The organism is Rhodococcus sp. M8 (genome assembly GCF_015654185.1).
Classification (GTDB): Bacteria; Actinomycetota; Actinomycetes; order Mycobacteriales; family Mycobacteriaceae; genus Rhodococcus; species Rhodococcus aetherivorans.
This window is the reverse complement of sequence record NZ_CP064065.1, coordinates 1,035,476-1,050,381: the sequence shown is the minus strand read 5'-3', so window position 1 is coordinate 1,050,381 and position 14,906 is coordinate 1,035,476. Positions and strand designations below refer to the sequence as shown.

At 72.5% G+C, this 14,906-nt stretch carries 19 protein-coding genes; 14 read left to right on the top strand and 5 right to left on the bottom strand.

Annotation, left to right across the window (positions count from 1 at the left end; genetic code table 11):
* Positions 1-15 precede the first annotated feature (15 nt).
* The gene (locus tag ISO16_RS04675) at positions 16-399 is read right to left on the bottom strand and encodes a helix-turn-helix domain-containing protein (RefSeq protein ID WP_072635390.1); all 384 of its coding nucleotides are present in this window, start codon (positions 397-399) and stop codon (positions 16-18) included.
* Between the two features lie 130 nt (positions 400-529).
* Here ISO16_RS04675 and hisD point away from each other — a divergent pair, with 130 nt between their 5' ends.
* The 11 genes from hisD to hisI are packed head-to-tail and all read left to right on the top strand — an operon-like array spanning position 530 to position 8,716.
* Positions 530-1,921, top strand: a complete 1,392-nt coding sequence (gene hisD / locus ISO16_RS04670; protein ID WP_065922507.1) for a histidinol dehydrogenase — start codon at positions 530-532, stop codon at positions 1,919-1,921.
* Positions 1,918-3,042 carry a histidinol-phosphate transaminase gene (locus ISO16_RS04665; protein WP_006937022.1) on the top strand — a complete coding sequence of 375 codons (1,125 nt, stop codon included), beginning with the start codon at positions 1,918-1,920 and terminating at the stop codon, positions 3,040-3,042. Before hisD ends, ISO16_RS04665 begins: the two co-directional genes overlap by 4 nt.
* Positions 3,039-3,671, top strand: a complete 633-nt coding sequence (gene hisB, locus ISO16_RS04660) for an imidazoleglycerol-phosphate dehydratase HisB (RefSeq protein WP_029544085.1) — start codon at positions 3,039-3,041, stop codon at positions 3,669-3,671. Before ISO16_RS04665 ends, hisB begins: the two co-directional genes overlap by 4 nt.
* Positions 3,671-3,826, top strand: coding sequence for a hypothetical protein (locus ISO16_RS04655; RefSeq protein ID WP_006937015.1), 156 nt, complete (start codon positions 3,671-3,673; stop codon positions 3,824-3,826). Before hisB ends, ISO16_RS04655 begins: the two co-directional genes overlap by 1 nt.
* 29 nt (positions 3,827-3,855) lie before the next feature.
* Complete coding sequence (locus ISO16_RS04650; RefSeq protein WP_072635389.1) at positions 3,856-4,995, top strand: MFS transporter; 1,140 nt, start codon at positions 3,856-3,858, stop codon at positions 4,993-4,995.
* A gap of 10 nt (positions 4,996-5,005) precedes the next feature.
* Entirely contained in the window at positions 5,006-5,641 is a 636-nt protein-coding gene (hisH, locus tag ISO16_RS04645) for an imidazole glycerol phosphate synthase subunit HisH (RefSeq protein ID WP_029544081.1), read from the top strand.
* On the top strand, positions 5,638-5,985 hold the full coding sequence (locus ISO16_RS04640; RefSeq protein ID WP_072635388.1) for a hypothetical protein: 348 nt from the start codon (positions 5,638-5,640) through the stop codon (positions 5,983-5,985). The genes hisH and ISO16_RS04640 overlap by 4 nt, the downstream gene beginning before the upstream one ends.
* A 50-nt stretch (positions 5,986-6,035) precedes the next feature.
* Positions 6,036-6,770, top strand: coding sequence for a bifunctional 1-(5-phosphoribosyl)-5-((5-phosphoribosylamino)methylideneamino)imidazole-4-carboxamide isomerase/phosphoribosylanthranilate isomerase PriA (priA, locus tag ISO16_RS04635; RefSeq protein WP_029544076.1), 735 nt, complete (start codon positions 6,036-6,038; stop codon positions 6,768-6,770).
* Positions 6,771-6,774: 4 nt separating this feature from the next.
* Positions 6,775-7,602 (top strand): inositol monophosphatase family protein, encoded by an 828-nt coding sequence (locus ISO16_RS04630; RefSeq protein WP_006937000.1) that lies wholly within the window; start codon positions 6,775-6,777, stop codon positions 7,600-7,602.
* A complete protein-coding gene (gene hisF, locus ISO16_RS04625; protein WP_006936998.1) occupies positions 7,599-8,372 on the top strand; it encodes an imidazole glycerol phosphate synthase subunit HisF in 774 nt (257 codons plus the stop codon). Before ISO16_RS04630 ends, hisF begins: the two co-directional genes overlap by 4 nt.
* Positions 8,369-8,716 carry a phosphoribosyl-AMP cyclohydrolase gene (gene hisI / locus ISO16_RS04620; RefSeq protein ID WP_006936996.1) on the top strand — a complete coding sequence of 116 codons (348 nt, stop codon included), beginning with the start codon at positions 8,369-8,371 and terminating at the stop codon, positions 8,714-8,716. Before hisF ends, hisI begins: the two co-directional genes overlap by 4 nt.
* A 72-nt stretch (positions 8,717-8,788) precedes the next feature.
* Here hisI and ISO16_RS04615 read toward each other — a convergent pair whose 3' ends face one another.
* Positions 8,789-8,938, bottom strand: a complete 150-nt coding sequence (locus tag ISO16_RS04615) for a hypothetical protein (protein ID WP_006936980.1) — start codon at positions 8,936-8,938, stop codon at positions 8,789-8,791.
* A gap of 122 nt (positions 8,939-9,060) precedes the next feature.
* Between ISO16_RS04615 and ISO16_RS04610 the strand changes: the two genes are divergently transcribed.
* Positions 9,061-9,240, top strand: coding sequence for a tautomerase family protein (locus tag ISO16_RS04610; RefSeq protein WP_029544072.1), 180 nt, complete (start codon positions 9,061-9,063; stop codon positions 9,238-9,240).
* 85 nt (positions 9,241-9,325) lie between these two features.
* A complete protein-coding gene (gene pepN, locus ISO16_RS04605; RefSeq protein ID WP_072635387.1) occupies positions 9,326-11,818 on the top strand; it encodes an aminopeptidase N in 2,493 nt (830 codons plus the stop codon).
* A gap of 51 nt (positions 11,819-11,869) precedes the next feature.
* Here the strand turns inward: pepN and ISO16_RS04600 are convergent, their stop codons facing one another.
* Both ISO16_RS04600 and ISO16_RS04595 read right to left on the bottom strand, forming a co-directional pair.
* Positions 11,870-12,364, bottom strand: coding sequence for a MarR family winged helix-turn-helix transcriptional regulator (locus tag ISO16_RS04600; protein WP_006936971.1), 495 nt, complete (start codon positions 12,362-12,364; stop codon positions 11,870-11,872).
* 79 nt (positions 12,365-12,443) lie between these two features.
* Positions 12,444-13,502, bottom strand: a complete 1,059-nt coding sequence (locus ISO16_RS04595; RefSeq protein ID WP_006936970.1) for an NAD-dependent epimerase/dehydratase family protein — start codon at positions 13,500-13,502, stop codon at positions 12,444-12,446.
* A 122-nt stretch (positions 13,503-13,624) separates the two neighbouring features.
* Here ISO16_RS04595 and ISO16_RS04590 point away from each other — a divergent pair, with 122 nt between their 5' ends.
* On the top strand, positions 13,625-14,392 hold the full coding sequence (locus ISO16_RS04590; RefSeq protein ID WP_037200939.1) for a dioxygenase family protein: 768 nt from the start codon (positions 13,625-13,627) through the stop codon (positions 14,390-14,392).
* 3 nt (positions 14,393-14,395) lie between these two features.
* Here the strand turns inward: ISO16_RS04590 and ISO16_RS04585 are convergent, their stop codons facing one another.
* Complete coding sequence (locus ISO16_RS04585) at positions 14,396-14,866, bottom strand: peroxiredoxin (RefSeq protein ID WP_072635386.1); 471 nt, start codon at positions 14,864-14,866, stop codon at positions 14,396-14,398.
* Positions 14,867-14,906 lie beyond the last annotated feature (40 nt).

The window sequence follows — 14,906 nt, the reverse complement described above, 5'->3', positions numbered from 1 at the left end:
CCGATGTGACCTTACTCACTCCGCATCGTCGTCGGAGCGCGCACCCCGGCGCCGCTTACCCACGGTCACCTCCCGGAACGCCTCGTACATCTCCACCAGCGACCGCCGCTGCGCGTTCGTCAGATCCGGATCCTCCCGGATCGCGTGCACCACCGCGGACTCTCCCGGATCCGGCCGCCCCGCCTCGGCCGTCAACGCATCCGCCGACAGATGCAGCTGCTCGGCGATGGCCTGCAGCACGCGTTCGCTCGGCGCCCGCAGGTTCCGTTCGATCTGCGACAGATACGGGTTCGAGATCCCCACCATCGCGGCGAGCTGCCGCATGGGCAACTCGGCGAGCTCACGTTGCCGGCGGATCAGCTCCCCCAACGTCGGGGGGGGCGACACATCGTCCTCCATGTGGTCAGCATAGGTCCGGCCGCCGGCCGCCCCGAGGCGCACGGACGGCGCGTTCGGGGACTGCCGTCGAGGGCGATCGCCGCCATCACGGATAATGGAACGGACCCCCGTTCGCGAGAGAGGACACCTCATGCTTGCCCGCACCGACCTGCGTGGTCGAACCCCCACCACTGCGGAGCTGAGGGGCGCGCTGCCCCGCGGCGGAGTGGATGTGGACGCGGTGCTGCATCAGGTGCGGCCCGTGGTCGAGGACGTGCGCGACCGAGGCGCCGCCGCCGCCCTCGACTACAGCGAGAAGTTCGACGGGGTGCGCCCCGACCGCGTGCGGGTGCCGAAGGCCGAACTCGACCGGGCCCTCGAGGAACTCGATCCCGCCGTGCGCTCGGCGCTGGTCGTCGCGATCGAACGCACCCGCACGGTGCACCAGGACCAGCGCCGCACCGACACCGTCACCGAGGTCGTGCCCGGTGGCACCGTCACCGAACGCTGGGTGCCGGTCGAGCGGGTGGGGCTGTACGTGCCCGGCGGCAACGCCGTCTACCCGTCGTCGGTCGTGATGAACGTGGTGCCCGCCCAGGCCGCCGGCGTCGAGTCGCTCGTCGTCGCGTCCCCGCCGCAGGCGGACTTCGGAGGCCTGCCGCACCCGACCATCCTCGCCGCTGCCGCCCTGCTCGGCGTCGACGAGGTGTGGGCCGTCGGCGGTGCCCAGGCCGTGGCGCTGCTCAGCTACGGCGGCACCGATATGACACCGGACGGCACCGCCGTCGTGACACCGGACGGCACCGCCGTCGTGACACCGGACGGCACCGCCGTCGACGACGCCGAACTCGCGCCCGTGGACATGATCACCGGCCCGGGCAACATCTACGTCACCGCCGCCAAGCGCCTGTGCCGCGCCGTCGTCGGCATCGACGCCGAGGCCGGCCCCACCGAGATCGCGATCCTGGCCGACCACACCGCCGATCCGGTCCACGTCGCGGCCGACATGATCAGCCAGGCCGAGCACGACGTCATGGCCGCGTCGGTCCTCGTCACCACCAGCGCCGAGCTCGCCGACGCCGTCGACGCCGCCGTCGCCGCCCAGCTCGAGCTCACCAAGCACCGCGAACGCGTACGGACCGCGCTGTCGGGCAGCCAGTCCGGGATCGTCCTCGTCGACGACCTCGACCAGGGCCTGAAGGTCGTCGACGCCTACGCCGCCGAGCACCTCGAGATCCAGACCGAGAACGCCTCCGCGGTCGCCGCGCGGGTGCGGGCCGCGGGCGCGATCTTCGTCGGCCCCTGGGCGCCGGTCAGCCTCGGTGACTACTGCGCCGGCTCGAATCACGTGCTGCCCACCGCCGGCTGCGCCCGGCACCAGTCCGGACTGAGCGTGCAGACGTTCCTGCGCGGCATTCACGTCGTCGAGTACAGCCGCGAGGCGCTCGAGGACGTCGCAGGGCACGTGATCACCCTCGCCACCGCCGAGGACCTGCCCGCGCACGGCGAGGCCGTGCGGCTGCGCTTCGAGGATCTGCAGTGAGCGCCCCGGGATCCGGCATCACCGTCGACGACCTGCCGCTGCGGGAGAACCTGCGCGGCAAGTCCGCCTACGGCGCGCCGCAGCTGACGGTGCCGGTGCAGCTCAACACCAACGAGAACCCGCACCCACCGACCCGCGCCCTGATCGACGACGTCGCCGAGTCGGTGCGCGAGGCCGCCGCGCAGCTGCATCGCTACCCCGACCGTGACGCCGTCGCGCTGCGCACCGACCTCGCCGCCTACCTGACCCGGCAGACCGGGGTGGGCGTGAGCGTCGAGAACGTCTGGGCCGCCAACGGGTCCAACGAGATCCTGCAGCAGATCCTGCAGGCCTTCGGCGGGCCGGGCCGATCCGCGATGGGATTCGTGCCGTCCTACTCGATGCACCCGATCATCGCCGACGGCACCCAGACCGAGTGGCTGCCGACCTACCGGGGCGAGGACTTCACCCTCGACCTCGACTCGTCGGTGGCCGCGATCCGCCGGCAGCAACCCGACGTGGTGTTCGTCACCAGCCCGAACAACCCCACCGGGCACAGCATCCCGCTCGACGAGCTGCGCGCGATCTGCGCGGCCGCGCCCGGCATCGTGATCGTCGACGAGGCCTACGCCGAGTTCTCCGCCGCCCCCAGCGCGCTCGCGCTGATCGACGAGTTCCCGGCCAAGGTGATCGTCTCGCGCACCATGAGCAAGGCGTTCGCGTTCGCCGGGGGCCGGCTCGGCTACCTCGCCGCCGCGCCCGCGTTCGTCGAGGCACTGCTGCTCGTGCGGCTGCCCTACCACCTGTCGGTGATCACCCAGGCTGCCGCCCGGGCCGCGCTGCGGCACGCCGACGAGACCCTCGGCTCGGTCGCGCGGCTGTGCGCCGAACGCGACCGCATCGCGACCGAGCTGACCCGATTCGGCTACCACGTGGTGCCCTCGGACGCGAACTTCATCCTGTTCGGGCGCTTCGCCGATGCCGCCGCGACCTGGCAGCGCTACCTCGACGAGGGTGTGCTGATCCGGGACGTCGGTATCCCCGGGTTCCTGCGCACCACCGTGGGCCTGGCCCACGAGAACGACGAACTGCTACGGGTGAGCGAGAAGCTCGCCGCCACCGAGATCGAGGACGGGCGATGAGCGAGCAGACCACCCCCACCCCGCGCACCGCGCGGATCGAGCGTGCCACCAAGGAGTCGTCCATCGTCGTCGAGCTGAACCTCGACGGCACCGGCCGCACCGACATCACCACCGGTGTCCCGTTCTACGACCACATGCTCACCGCGCTCGGTCAGCACGCCAGCTTCGACCTGACCGTGCGCGCCCAGGGCGACATCGAGATCGAGGCGCACCACACCGTCGAGGACACCGCGATCGTCCTCGGTCAGGCGCTGAATCAGGCGCTCGGGGACAAGCGGGGCATCCGCCGCTTCGGCGACGCGTTCATTCCGATGGACGAGACCCTCGCGCACGCGGCGGTGGACGTCTCCGGCCGGCCCTACTGCGTGCACACCGGCGAACCGGACTACATGGTGCACTCGGTGATCGGCGGCTACCCCGGCGTGCCGTACTCGACCGTGATCAACAAGCACGTGTTCGAATCCCTCGCCTTCCACGCCCGCATCGCCCTGCACGTACGCGTGCTCTACGGCCGCGACCAGCACCACATCACCGAGGCCGAGTTCAAGGCCGTCGCGCGGGCGCTGCGCCAGGCCGTCGAACCGGATCCCCGGGTCAGCGGCGTGCCGTCGACCAAGGGCACCCTGTAGTGGACGTCGTCCTGACGTACGGCCTGTTCATGCTCGCCGGCCTCGCCGCGGGTGGCACCTGGTCGACGTGGCGGGGCGGCAACACCCTCTTCGCCGGGGTGCTGCTGGCGCTGACCCTGCTCGCCGCGATCGCCGGTGTGCTGAGGCTGCTCTGACGTCGTCGGATCGGCCGGGCCTGTTCGCGGTGCCGGGGCTGCCCGCCGCCTGGGCGATGGCGGCGGGCGCGTTCGCCGGGTTCTCCCTGCTGCTGCCCGTAGTGCCCCGGGCCGTCGCCGACGCCGGCGGCAGCGGCACCCTCGCCGGCGCGGTGACGGCGGTGTTCATGGGCGCGACGGTGCTCACCCAACCGGCGGTGCCGCGCCTGGTGCGGGCCCGCGGCTACCGGCCCGTGCTCGCCGCCGGATGCCTGCTGCTGGGCCTGCCGTCGCTGCTGCTCCTGCTGTCGCTGCACCCGGCCGTGGTGCTGCCGACCTCCGCGGTGCGGGGGATCGGCTTCGGCATGATCACCGTGGCCAGCGCCGCCCTCGTGGCCGAACTCGCGCCCGCCCGGCTGCTCGGCCGCGCCACCGGCGCACAGGGCATCGCGATCGCCGCGGCGCAGATGGTCGGACTGCCGCTCGGACTGGCGGTCGCCGAGCGGGCCTCCACCGCACCCGTGTTCGTGCTCGGCGCGGCGGTGCCCACGCTCGCGCTCGTCGCGATCGCGCGCCTGCCGCAGGTGGTCACCCGGCAGACCGGCGCGGCCGGAAGCCGCACGCCGCTGCGGGCTCTGGCCCTGCCGGCGGTGGCGATCGCCGCGGGTGCCGTCGCCTACGGCGGCCTCACCTCGCTGCTGTCGATCGCCGTGCCCGCGGCCTCGGGCCAGGTGGCGCTCGCGTTGGCGCTGATCAGCGCGTCCACCCTCGTCGGCCGCTACGGCGCCGGTGCGGTCGCGGACCGGATCGGCGCGGGCCGGATCCTGCCGGCCGGGCTCGGCCTGGCCGCCGTGGCGATGGTGCCGTTCGCGCTCGCCGCGGACGATCGCGGCGGCGCGGCGGTCCTGTTCGGTGCGGCGGTGGCATTCGGCCTCGGCTTCGGCGTCGTGCAGAACGACGCCCTGATGCTTGCGTTCCGTCGCGCCGGGCCCGCCCATGTCGGCGCCGCGAGCGCCGCCTGGAACATCGGCTTCGACGCGGGCACCGGGGCCGGATCGCTGCTGCTCGGCGGGATCGCCACCGTCGCAGGCTATCCCGCCGCGTTCGCGACCGCCGCGCTGCTCGTGCCGATCCTGCCGCTGCTCGCCCGGATCGCCGGGCCGTCGGAGCGGCCCGCCGCGGCCCCATAGAATCGAGCCCATGAGCGCAACCAAGGTCGCCGTCCTCGACTACGGCTCCGGCAATCTGCATTCGGCGACGCGCGCGGTGGCGCGCACCGGCGTGCAGGTGGAGGTGACCGCCGACCCGCAGGTCGCGCTCGCCGCCGACGGCCTGGTCGTGCCCGGCGTCGGCGCGTTCGCGGCGTGCATGGCGGGACTGAAGGCGGTGCGCGGGGACCGGATCATCGGGCAGCGACTCGCCGGCGGCCGTCCGGTGCTCGGCATCTGCGTCGGCATGCAGATCCTCTTCGACAAGGGCGTGGAATTCGGTGTCGAGACCGACGGATGTGGCGAATGGCCCGGCACCGTCGAACGTCTCGACGCGCCGGTGCTGCCGCACATGGGCTGGAACACCGTCGAGGCCCCCGACAACAGCGTGCTGTTCGCCGGCATGGACCGCGACACCCGGTTCTACTTCGTGCACTCCTACGCCGCGCAGAAGTGGGAGCTGCCGCCGTCGGAGCTGTTCGCCCCGCCCGCGCTGACCTGGGCGGAGCACGGCGGGCGGTTCCTCGCCGCGGTCGAGAACGGCCCGTTGTCTGCGACGCAGTTCCATCCCGAGAAGTCCGGCGACGCGGGGGCCGAGCTGCTGCGCAATTGGGTCGGCAGTTTGTGAACCGCGGCGGGGCCGGCGGCGACGACCCGGCCCGGCCGGAGTTCTCGCTCGGCCGGCTCGCGCTGACGGCACTGGGCGCCGCCACGGGCGTGCTCCTGCTCGCCACCGTCGTCATCGTGGTGCTGCGACCGGGGCCCGTCGTCGGGTTGATCGTCGCCCTCGCCGGCGTGGCCGGCGCGATCGCCGCGATGGGCGTCGTCTCGACCCGGACGACGCGCCGCGCCTTCGGTCTCGACGGCAACGACACCCCGCGCCGCGACGGCAGCGACACGCCGCGCCGCGACGGTGACGACACGCCGCGCGGCGACGGTGACGACACGCCGCGCGGCGACGGTGCGGGGTGACCGTCGGGGCCGGTTCTCCGCGACCGCCGCGACCCACTAGCATGGGCGCAGTGAGCCTGGTCCTTTTGCCTGCAGTCGATGTCGCCAACGGTGAAGCAGTTCGCCTCGTCCAGGGAGAGGCGGGCAGCGAGACCAGCTACGGCTCTCCCCGCGACGCCGCCCTCGAGTGGCAGAACGCCGGCGCCGAATGGGTGCACCTCGTCGATCTCGACGCCGCCTTCGGACGCGGCTCCAACCGCGAACTCCTCGCCGAGGTCGTCGGCGAACTGGACGTGAAGGTCGAGCTCTCCGGCGGGATCCGCGACGACGAGTCCCTCGAGGCGGCGCTGGCCACCGGGTGCGCTCGCGTCAACCTCGGCACCGCCGCCATCGAGGATCCCGACTGGTGCGCCCGCGCCATCGCCGAGTACGGCGACCGCATCGCCGTCGGGCTCGACGTCAAGCTCATCGACGGGCAGTGGCGCCTGCGCGGCCGCGGCTGGGTCTCCGACGGCGGCGACCTGTGGGAGGTCCTCGCGCGGCTCGACCGCGACGGCTGCAGCCGCTACGTCGTCACCGACGTCACCAAGGACGGCACGCTCACCGGCCCCAACCTCGATCTGCTCGCCCAGGTCTGCGCAGCCACCGACGCTCCCGTCGTCGCCTCCGGCGGCGTGTCCGCCCTCGACGATCTGCGGGCGATCGCCGGCCTCGTCGACCGGGGCGTCGAGGGCGCCATCGTCGGCAAGGCGCTGTACGCGGGCCGGTTCACGCTCACCGAGGCCCTCGACGCGGTCTCACGCTGATCCGATGACCGCGCCCGCCGATCTGTCCAGCCTGCTCGCCGTCGCCGGTGAGGTGCTCGACGCGGCGTCGGAGCGTTTCGTCGCCGGTCGCGGCGCGCCGCGCTCGGTGAACAAGGGGCCCAACGACTTCGCCACCGACCTCGACCTCGAACTCGAACGGCGCATCTCCACGGAACTGGAGCGGCGCACGGGCATTGCCGTGCACGGTGAGGAGTTCGGCGGTCCCGAAGCCGATTCGGGCACGGTGTGGCTGCTCGACCCGATCGACGGCACCGTCAACTACTCCGCCGGGCTGCCCACCGCGGGAATCCTGCTCGCACTCGTCCGCGACGGCGACCCGATCCTCGGGCTGACCTGGCTGCCGTTCGTCGGCGACCGGTTCGCGGCCGCCGCGGACGGGCCGCTGCTGCGCAACGGTCGTCCCCAGCCGCCGCTGCAGCCGGCGGCGCTGGCGGACGTGATGGTCGGCGTGGGCAGCTTCGACATCGACAGCCGCGGGCGTATCCCGGGCCGGCGCCGGCTCGAGGTCATCACCGAGCTGAGCCGCCGGGTGTCGCGCCTGCGCATGCACGGTTCCACCGGGGTGGACCTGGCGTACACGGCGGCCGGGGTGCTCGGCGCCGCCGTCGTCTTCGGGCACCACCCGTGGGACAACGCCGCCGGCGTGGCCCTGGTGCGGGCGGCCGGTGGTCTCGCCACCGACTTCGCCGGCAAGCCCTGGCGCATCGGCTCCGGCTCTGTGGTCGCCGGCGCCCCCGGCGTGCACGAGGAGATACTCGACATCGTGGGATCGCTTCCCGGTCCCGTCCCCGAGGAGGACCGAATTCCATGACCCTGGCAGTCCGGGTGATCCCGTGTCTGGACGTCGACGCCGGCCGCGTCGTCAAGGGGGTGAACTTCGAGAACCTGCGCGACGCCGGTGATCCCGTCGAACTCGCCGCGGCGTACGACCTGCAGGGCGCGGACGAGTTGACCTTCCTCGACGTCACCGCGTCGAGCGGCGACCGCGGCACCATGCTCGACGTGGTCAGCCGCACCGCCGAGCAGGTGTTCATCCCGCTCACCGTCGGCGGCGGCGTCCGCACCGTCGAGGACGTGGACCGGCTGCTGCGGGCCGGCGCGGACAAGGTCAGCATCAACACCGCCGCCATCGCCCGCCCGGAGGTGTTGCGCGAGATGTCCGAGCGGTTCGGGTCGCAGTGCATCGTGCTGTCCGTCGACGCCCGCACCGTGCCCGACGGCGAGGAGGACACCCCGTCGGGATGGGAGGTCACCACGCACGGCGGCCGCCGCGGCACCGGCATCGACGCCGTCGAATGGGCACGCCGCGGCGCGGAACTCGGCGTGGGGGAGATCCTGCTGAACTCGATGGACGCCGACGGCACCAAGTCCGGCTTCGACCTGCCGATGATCCAGGCGGTGCGCGCCGCGGTGCACGTGCCGGTGATCGCCAGCGGCGGCGCGGGAGCTGTCGAGCACTTCGCCCCCGCCGTGCACGCCGGCGCCGACGCGGTCCTCGCGGCCAGCGTGTTCCACTTCGGGGAACTCACCATCCCGCAGGTCAAGGCGGCGATGCGCGCCGAGGGGATCGAGGTGCGATGAGCAGGCTGGATCCGGCGATCGCGGCGCGGCTCAAGCGCAACGAGGCGGGGCTGTTCGCCGCCGTCGCCCAGGAACGTGCCACCGGCGAGGTGCTGATGATGGCGTGGATGGACGACGAGGCGCTCGCCCGTACCCTCGAGACCCGTACCGCCACCTACTTCTCGCGTTCGCGCGGCCAGTACTGGGTCAAGGGCGAGACCTCCGGCCACACCCAGTACGTGCACGAGGTGCGGCTCGACTGCGACGGCGACACGGTGTTGCTCGTCGTCGACCAGGTCGGGGCCGCGTGCCACACCGGCACCCACACGTGCTTCGACGCCGACGTCCTGCTCGCCGGCGAGTAGGCGCCTTCGGCGCCGCTGCGTCCTTTGGGCGGCTCCAGCCGCCCAAAGGACACACCGGCGGTGTCGCGGGCGTCAGATGACGATCGGCGCGCCGGTGAGCAGGCTCCAGAGACCCAGGCCGAGGTACACGACGGTGCCGATGGCGGACCGGATCGGATCGTCCGTGAGGAAACCTTCTGCGGCCCAACCGACGAACTCCGTGAACAGTTCCGAGGATCCCATGCTGCATCCTTCCGAGAGGCGAGGCAGGTCGTGAACGGCGGTCGTGAACCAAATCGACCGACCGGATTGTTTCGTTACACCTCCCGGTGCCCGCTCCGTCGGCGGTGCGGCACAATCTCCCCATGCCTCTCATCCAGATCAGCCAGACCCCCGGTCTCACCGTCGAACAGAAGCGCGCCACCATCGAGGCGGTGACCAAGGCCTACGCCGAGGCAACCGGCAAGGATGCGACGTCGGTGTGGGTGACCATCACCGAGGTGCCGCGGGAGCAGTGGGGCGTCGGGGGTGTCCCGCTCGGGTGAGGTGCACCGCCCCCGGGACAGGGCGCCCCGCGACGGGCGCTGCCGGCCGTCGATCTCGGCGAGCGGATCCTGGCAGGATCGGCGTATGGCGTCCGCGAATCTGACCCGAGCCGAAACCGCCGAGCGTTCCCGGGCGGTGACGGTCCGCAGCTACCGGGTGGAACTCGACCTGCGCGGCGCCCCGGATGCCGGGAGCACCTGTTTCGCGACTACGACGACGGTCGAGTTCACGGCAGCCGCGGACGCGACGTGGCTCGACTTCCTCGGCGCCGGCGTCGAGTCGGTCGTGCTCAACGGCGAGCCGGTGCCCGTCCGCTACGACGGCGCGCGCATCGCGCTGAGCGGCCTGCGTGAGCACAACGTCGTCACCGTCGTCGCCGCCGCGGAGTACAGCCGGTCCGGTGAGGGCCTGCACCGGTACGTCGATCCGGCCGACGGGCAGACCTACCTGTACACGCAGTACGAACCCGCGGACGCGCGACGGGTGTTCGCGTGCTTCGAGCAGCCGGATCTGAAGGCGCCGTTCACGTTCGTCGTGTCCGCCCCGGCGAAATGGCAGGTGCTGTCCAATCAGCATGTCGCCGAACGCGAGTCGATCGACGACGCGCAGAAGGTGGTGTTCGCACCGACGCTGCCGATCTCCACCTACATCACCGCGATCGTGGCGGGCCCGTACCACCACGCCGAATCCTCTTGGAACCGGAACGAACTCGCCGTACCGCTCGCCGTGCTGTGCCGCGCCTCCCTGGCGCGGTACCTCGACGCCGACACGATCTTCGAGGTGACCCGGCAGGGAATGGACTTCTACGCCGACCACTTCGGCTACCCCTACCCGTTCGGCAAGTACGACCAGGTGTTCGTCCCCGAATACAACCTCGGTGCCATGGAGAACCCCGGGTGCGTCACCTTCACCGAGGCGTACGTGTTCCGCGGAGCCGCCACCGCCGCGCAGTACCAGGCCCGCGCGAACACGATCCTGCACGAGATGGCCCACATGTGGTTCGGGGACCTCGTCACCATGAAGTGGTGGGACGACCTGTGGCTCAAGGAGTCGTTCGCCGACTACATGGGCTCGCTGGTCAGTGCCGAGGCCACCGAGTGGACCGACGCCTGGGTCGCCTTCGCCAACCGGCGCAAGGCCTGGGCCTATCTGCAGGACCAGTTGCCCACGACCCACCCGATCGTCGCCGACATCGTCGACCTCGAGGCCGCCAAACTGAACTTCGACGGCATCACGTACGCGAAGGGCGCGGGAGTCCTCAAACAACTCGTCGCGTACGTGGGGCGGGACGCCTTCTTCGAGGGTGCACGGCGCTACTTCCGCCGGCACGCCTTCGGGAATACCACCCTCGCCGATCTGCTCACCGAGTTGTCGGCGACCTCGGGACGAGACCTCTCGGGGTGGGCGCGCGCCTGGTTGCAGACCACCGGCGTGTCGACCCTGATGCTCGAGGACGCGGAGGAGGGACGGTCCGCGATCGTCCAGACGCCGGCGCGGCCCCACCGGCTGGCTGTGGGCCACTACGACTTCGACGAGGCCGGCGACCTGGTCTGCCGGCAGCGGGTCGAGGTCGACCTGGAGGCCGAGCGCACACCGATCGAGTCGGTGGCCGCGCCGCTGATCCTGCTCAACGACGCCGACCTGACCTACGCCAAGGTGCGGCTCGACCCGCGGTCGCTGGAGACGGTGGAGCATTCGCTCGATCGTGTCGTCGACCCGCTGGCCCGGGGGTTGATCTGGTCGGCGTTGTGGAACGCCACCCGCGACAGCGAGCTGACCGCGGCGCGGTACCTGTCCATGGTCCGCGGATTCGCGGTGGCCGAACCGAATCCGGCCCTGCTGGCCGCACTGCTGGCGAACGCACCCTACGCGATCGAGCACTTTCTGCCCGCCGCGAGCCGGTCCCGGCAGCGTCGCGTCTGGCTCGAGGCGGCATGGACGGCCGTGTTCGCCGCCACCCCGGGATGGGGTGAGCAGCTCGCCTGGGCCCGCGCGGTCGCCGCGGCCGCCACTGTCGACGACGCCCACGCCGCCGACCTGCGCGCGATCCTCGACGGCACCGGTCCGGCACCCGTGGGGCTGCCGCTGGACCCGGATCTGCGCTGGCAGATGTGGACCGCGCTGGCGGCGACCGGGCACGCGGAGCCGGCCGATCTCGACGGCGAACTCGCCCGCGACGACACCGGTTCCGGACGGACCGCGCACCTGCGCGCCGTGGCCGCGCGACCGCTCGCCGCGGTCAAGGCGCAGGCCTGGAGTGCGGTCTTCTCCGACACGGCGCTGTCGAACGAGCACCTCGACGCCACCATCGCGGGGTTCCGGGCCGGGGCGCACCGGGATCTGATCGCCCCGTACGACGACGACTACTTCGTCGCGCTCCGGGCGGTGTGGTCCGAGCGCAGCATCGAGATCGCGCGCCGGATCGTGGTCGGTCTGTTCCCCGCCGGAAACACGCTCGGGCCGTGCGACCGGTGGCTCGACGCGCACGCCGACGCCCCGGCGGCGTTGCGGCGCCTGGTGATCGAGCAGCGCGACCATCTGGCCCGCGATCTGCGGGCCCAGGGTTTCAACGGGTGAGGGTTCGACGGGTGAGCGGCCGCGGCCACAGCGGGGGTGCACCCTGCCCGGTCAGGCCTTCCCGGTACCGGCGGCGATGCCCTTGTCGAGCTGGGTGAGCAGCGCGGTACCGAGGTCGGTCAGCGCGGCGACCTGATCGTCGTCGAGGCCCTGGAACACCAGGGCCTGGACGGTCGCGACGTGACCGGGCGCCGCCTCGACGAGCTTGGTCATGCCGGCGTCGGTGAGCACCGCGTACGAGCCGCGCGTGCCGGGCACGCTCCGGCGGCACACCCATCCGGCGTTCTCCAGCTTGGTCACCACGTGCGACAGCCGGGACAGCGAGGCGTTCGACAGCTGTGCCAGCTCGGACAGCCGCAGCCGCCGCTCGGGTGCCTCGGACAGCTCGGCGAGGACCGAGTAGTCGAAGTGGGTGAGCGCGGAGTCGCGCTGCAGCTGCGTGTCCAGCGCGGCCGGCAGGCGGGTGATCAGCGCCACCAGCTTCCGCCAGGCCCGCTGCTGGGATGCGGTCAGCCACTCGGTGTCGTCGATCTGTGCGGAGCCCACTGATGCACCGTCCTTTCTCGATCGTCCACCCTATCGGGACGGCCGGCGCGGGACGCCGGGCGTCCGTCGGGGCGGGCGGTCAGGGGCGCTGTCCCATGCCGGTGGCGACCTCGTGCAGCCGGCGGCCCACGCTGTCCTCCGCCAGCGGCGGTGTCGGCAGCCCGGCGCCGTCGCGGAGCCCGGTGAGGAATTCCTCGAGGGTGGCGCGCGGCGAGAACCGGGGAATCCACTCGAGGTCGGTGCGGGCGCGGGTGCAGTCCATGAGCGGCAGCCGCAGCACCGTGTCGACCAGGCCGGGGGAGGCGGGGGCGAGCCGTGCGTGCCAGGCCGCGGCGACGGCCGCGTGCAGCGCCGCCGGCGGGACGGGCACCGTGCGGGCGCCGAGAATCTCGGCGAGGACCTCGGCGTCGACGGGGGGTTCGGCGGCGAGGTTGAATGCGCCCCGCACCGGCCGGAGCACGGCCCGGACGTAGGCGTCGGCGGCGTCGTCGGTGTGCAGGACCTGCATCCGCAGTCCGGCGGTGCGGGGGACGACCGGCAGGGCCCGGACGAGGCGGCCGGGGAGGAGCGGCCCGGCGAACAACCGGCGCTGCGCGGTCGCGGACTCGCGCTTGAAGAGGAATCCGGGACGCATCCGGACCACCCGGATGTCGGGGTGCCGCAGTTCGAACGTGTCGAGCCAGCGTTCGAGGTACGCCTTCTCCCGCGGGTACGCCGCGCCGGGCCAGCCGTGGGTGGGCCAGCGCTCGTCGACCCGTTCGTCCTGCGGTCCCGGCGAGTAGGCGCCGACCGACGACGCGTGGACGAGGGTGGGCACGCCCACCTCGGCGACGGTCTCGAACACCCGGATCGATCCGAGCACGTTGTTGCGCCAGGTGATCTCGGGTTTGTGCGTGGGCTGGAAGAGCCAGGCGAGGTGGACGACGGCCGCCGCGTCGCGCAGCAGCTCGTGCAGGTCGTCGTCGGCGACGTCGGCGACGACGAACTCGGTCTTGCGGCAGCGCCAGTCGGTGGGGCGGCGGGCGATGCCGACCACCGATCCGACTGCGTCCTGGGCGCCGAGCGCCGCCGTGACGCTGGTGCCCACGTTTCCGGTCGCGCCCGTGACGACCACCTTCAGGCCCTCTGTTCCGGTCATGGGGGGCGGATACCCGCGCCCGCGCCGATCCATCCCCGCAGGCCGGGAACATTTCGGACGGTGCCGGTGCTGTATCGGGTAGTATTGTTGAAGCTTCAACCATAGGAGTCCGTGTGAGCCCCATGCCCGCCCTGTTCCTCAGCCACGGCGCACCGCCCCTGGTCGACAGCGCGACGTGGGTGGCGCAGCTGCAACGCTGGGCCGCCGACCTGCCGACCCCCACCGCGATCCTCGTGGTCTCCGCGCACTGGGAGTCCGCGCCGCTGACCATCGGTGCCACCACCACCGGCACCCCGCTCGTGTACGACTTCGGCGGCTTTCCCCGCCGCTTCTACGAGGTCACCTACCCGGCGCCCGGCGCCCCCGACCTCGCACGCAAGGTGGCCGCGCTGATGCCCGACGGCGAACCGGTCGTGCAGCAGCCGCACCGCGGTCTCGACCACGGCGCGTACGTGCCGCTCACCGTCATGTACCCGGACGCGGACATCCCGGTCCTGCAGATCTCGCTGCCCACCCTCGATCCGCAGCGCCTGCTCGCGCTCGGCCGGCGGCTGCGCCCGCTCCGGGAGGAGGGGGTGCTCGTCATCGGCTCCGGCTTCACCACGCACGGCCTGCCGTTCCTGCGCGACCCGCGCCCCGAGGCCGTCGCGCCCGGCTGGTCCGCCGAGTTCGACGCCTGGGCCGCCGAGCGGCTCGCTGCCGGCGACGTCGACGGCCTGCTCGACTTCCGCACCCGGGCGCCCGGCATGCCGTACGCCCACCCCACGATCGAGCACTTCGCCCCGCTGTTCGTCACCCTCGGCGCGTCGAGCGACCCGGAGCAGGCGCCCCGGCAGGTGATCGACGGGTTCTGGATGGGCCTGGCCAAGCGTTCCGTCCAGGTGGACTGACCGTCAGTCCCGGCTCGCGCGCCGGGCCCGCAGCACCGCGAGCGCGCGATCCGCGTGCACGCCGGGGCGCACCTCGCTGGCGATCACCTCGAGGACGGTGCGGTCGGTGTCCAGCACGAAGGTGGTCCGCTTGACCGGCGAGAGCCGGCCGAGCAGCCCCCGGCGCACCCCGAACTGCGCCGCCACCGCGCCGTCCGGATCGGACAGCAGCGGGTAGTCGAACGACTGCCGCGTCGACCACGCGCCCAACCGGTCCACCGGGTCGGTGCTGATCCCGACCCGGGTGGCGCCGACGGCGGCGAACTCGGCCGCCAGATCCCGGAAGTGGCACGCCTCGGCCGTGCAGACCGGGGTGAACGCGGCCGGGTAGAAGAACAGCACCACCGGCCCGTCCGCCAGCAGCGCGGACAGCGTCCGCGGACGGCCGTCCTGGTCGCTCGACGTGAAATCGGGGGCGATGTCACCGGCTCTCATGTCCGGCGACGCTACCGCGGCCGCGCCCGCCGCGGCAGGC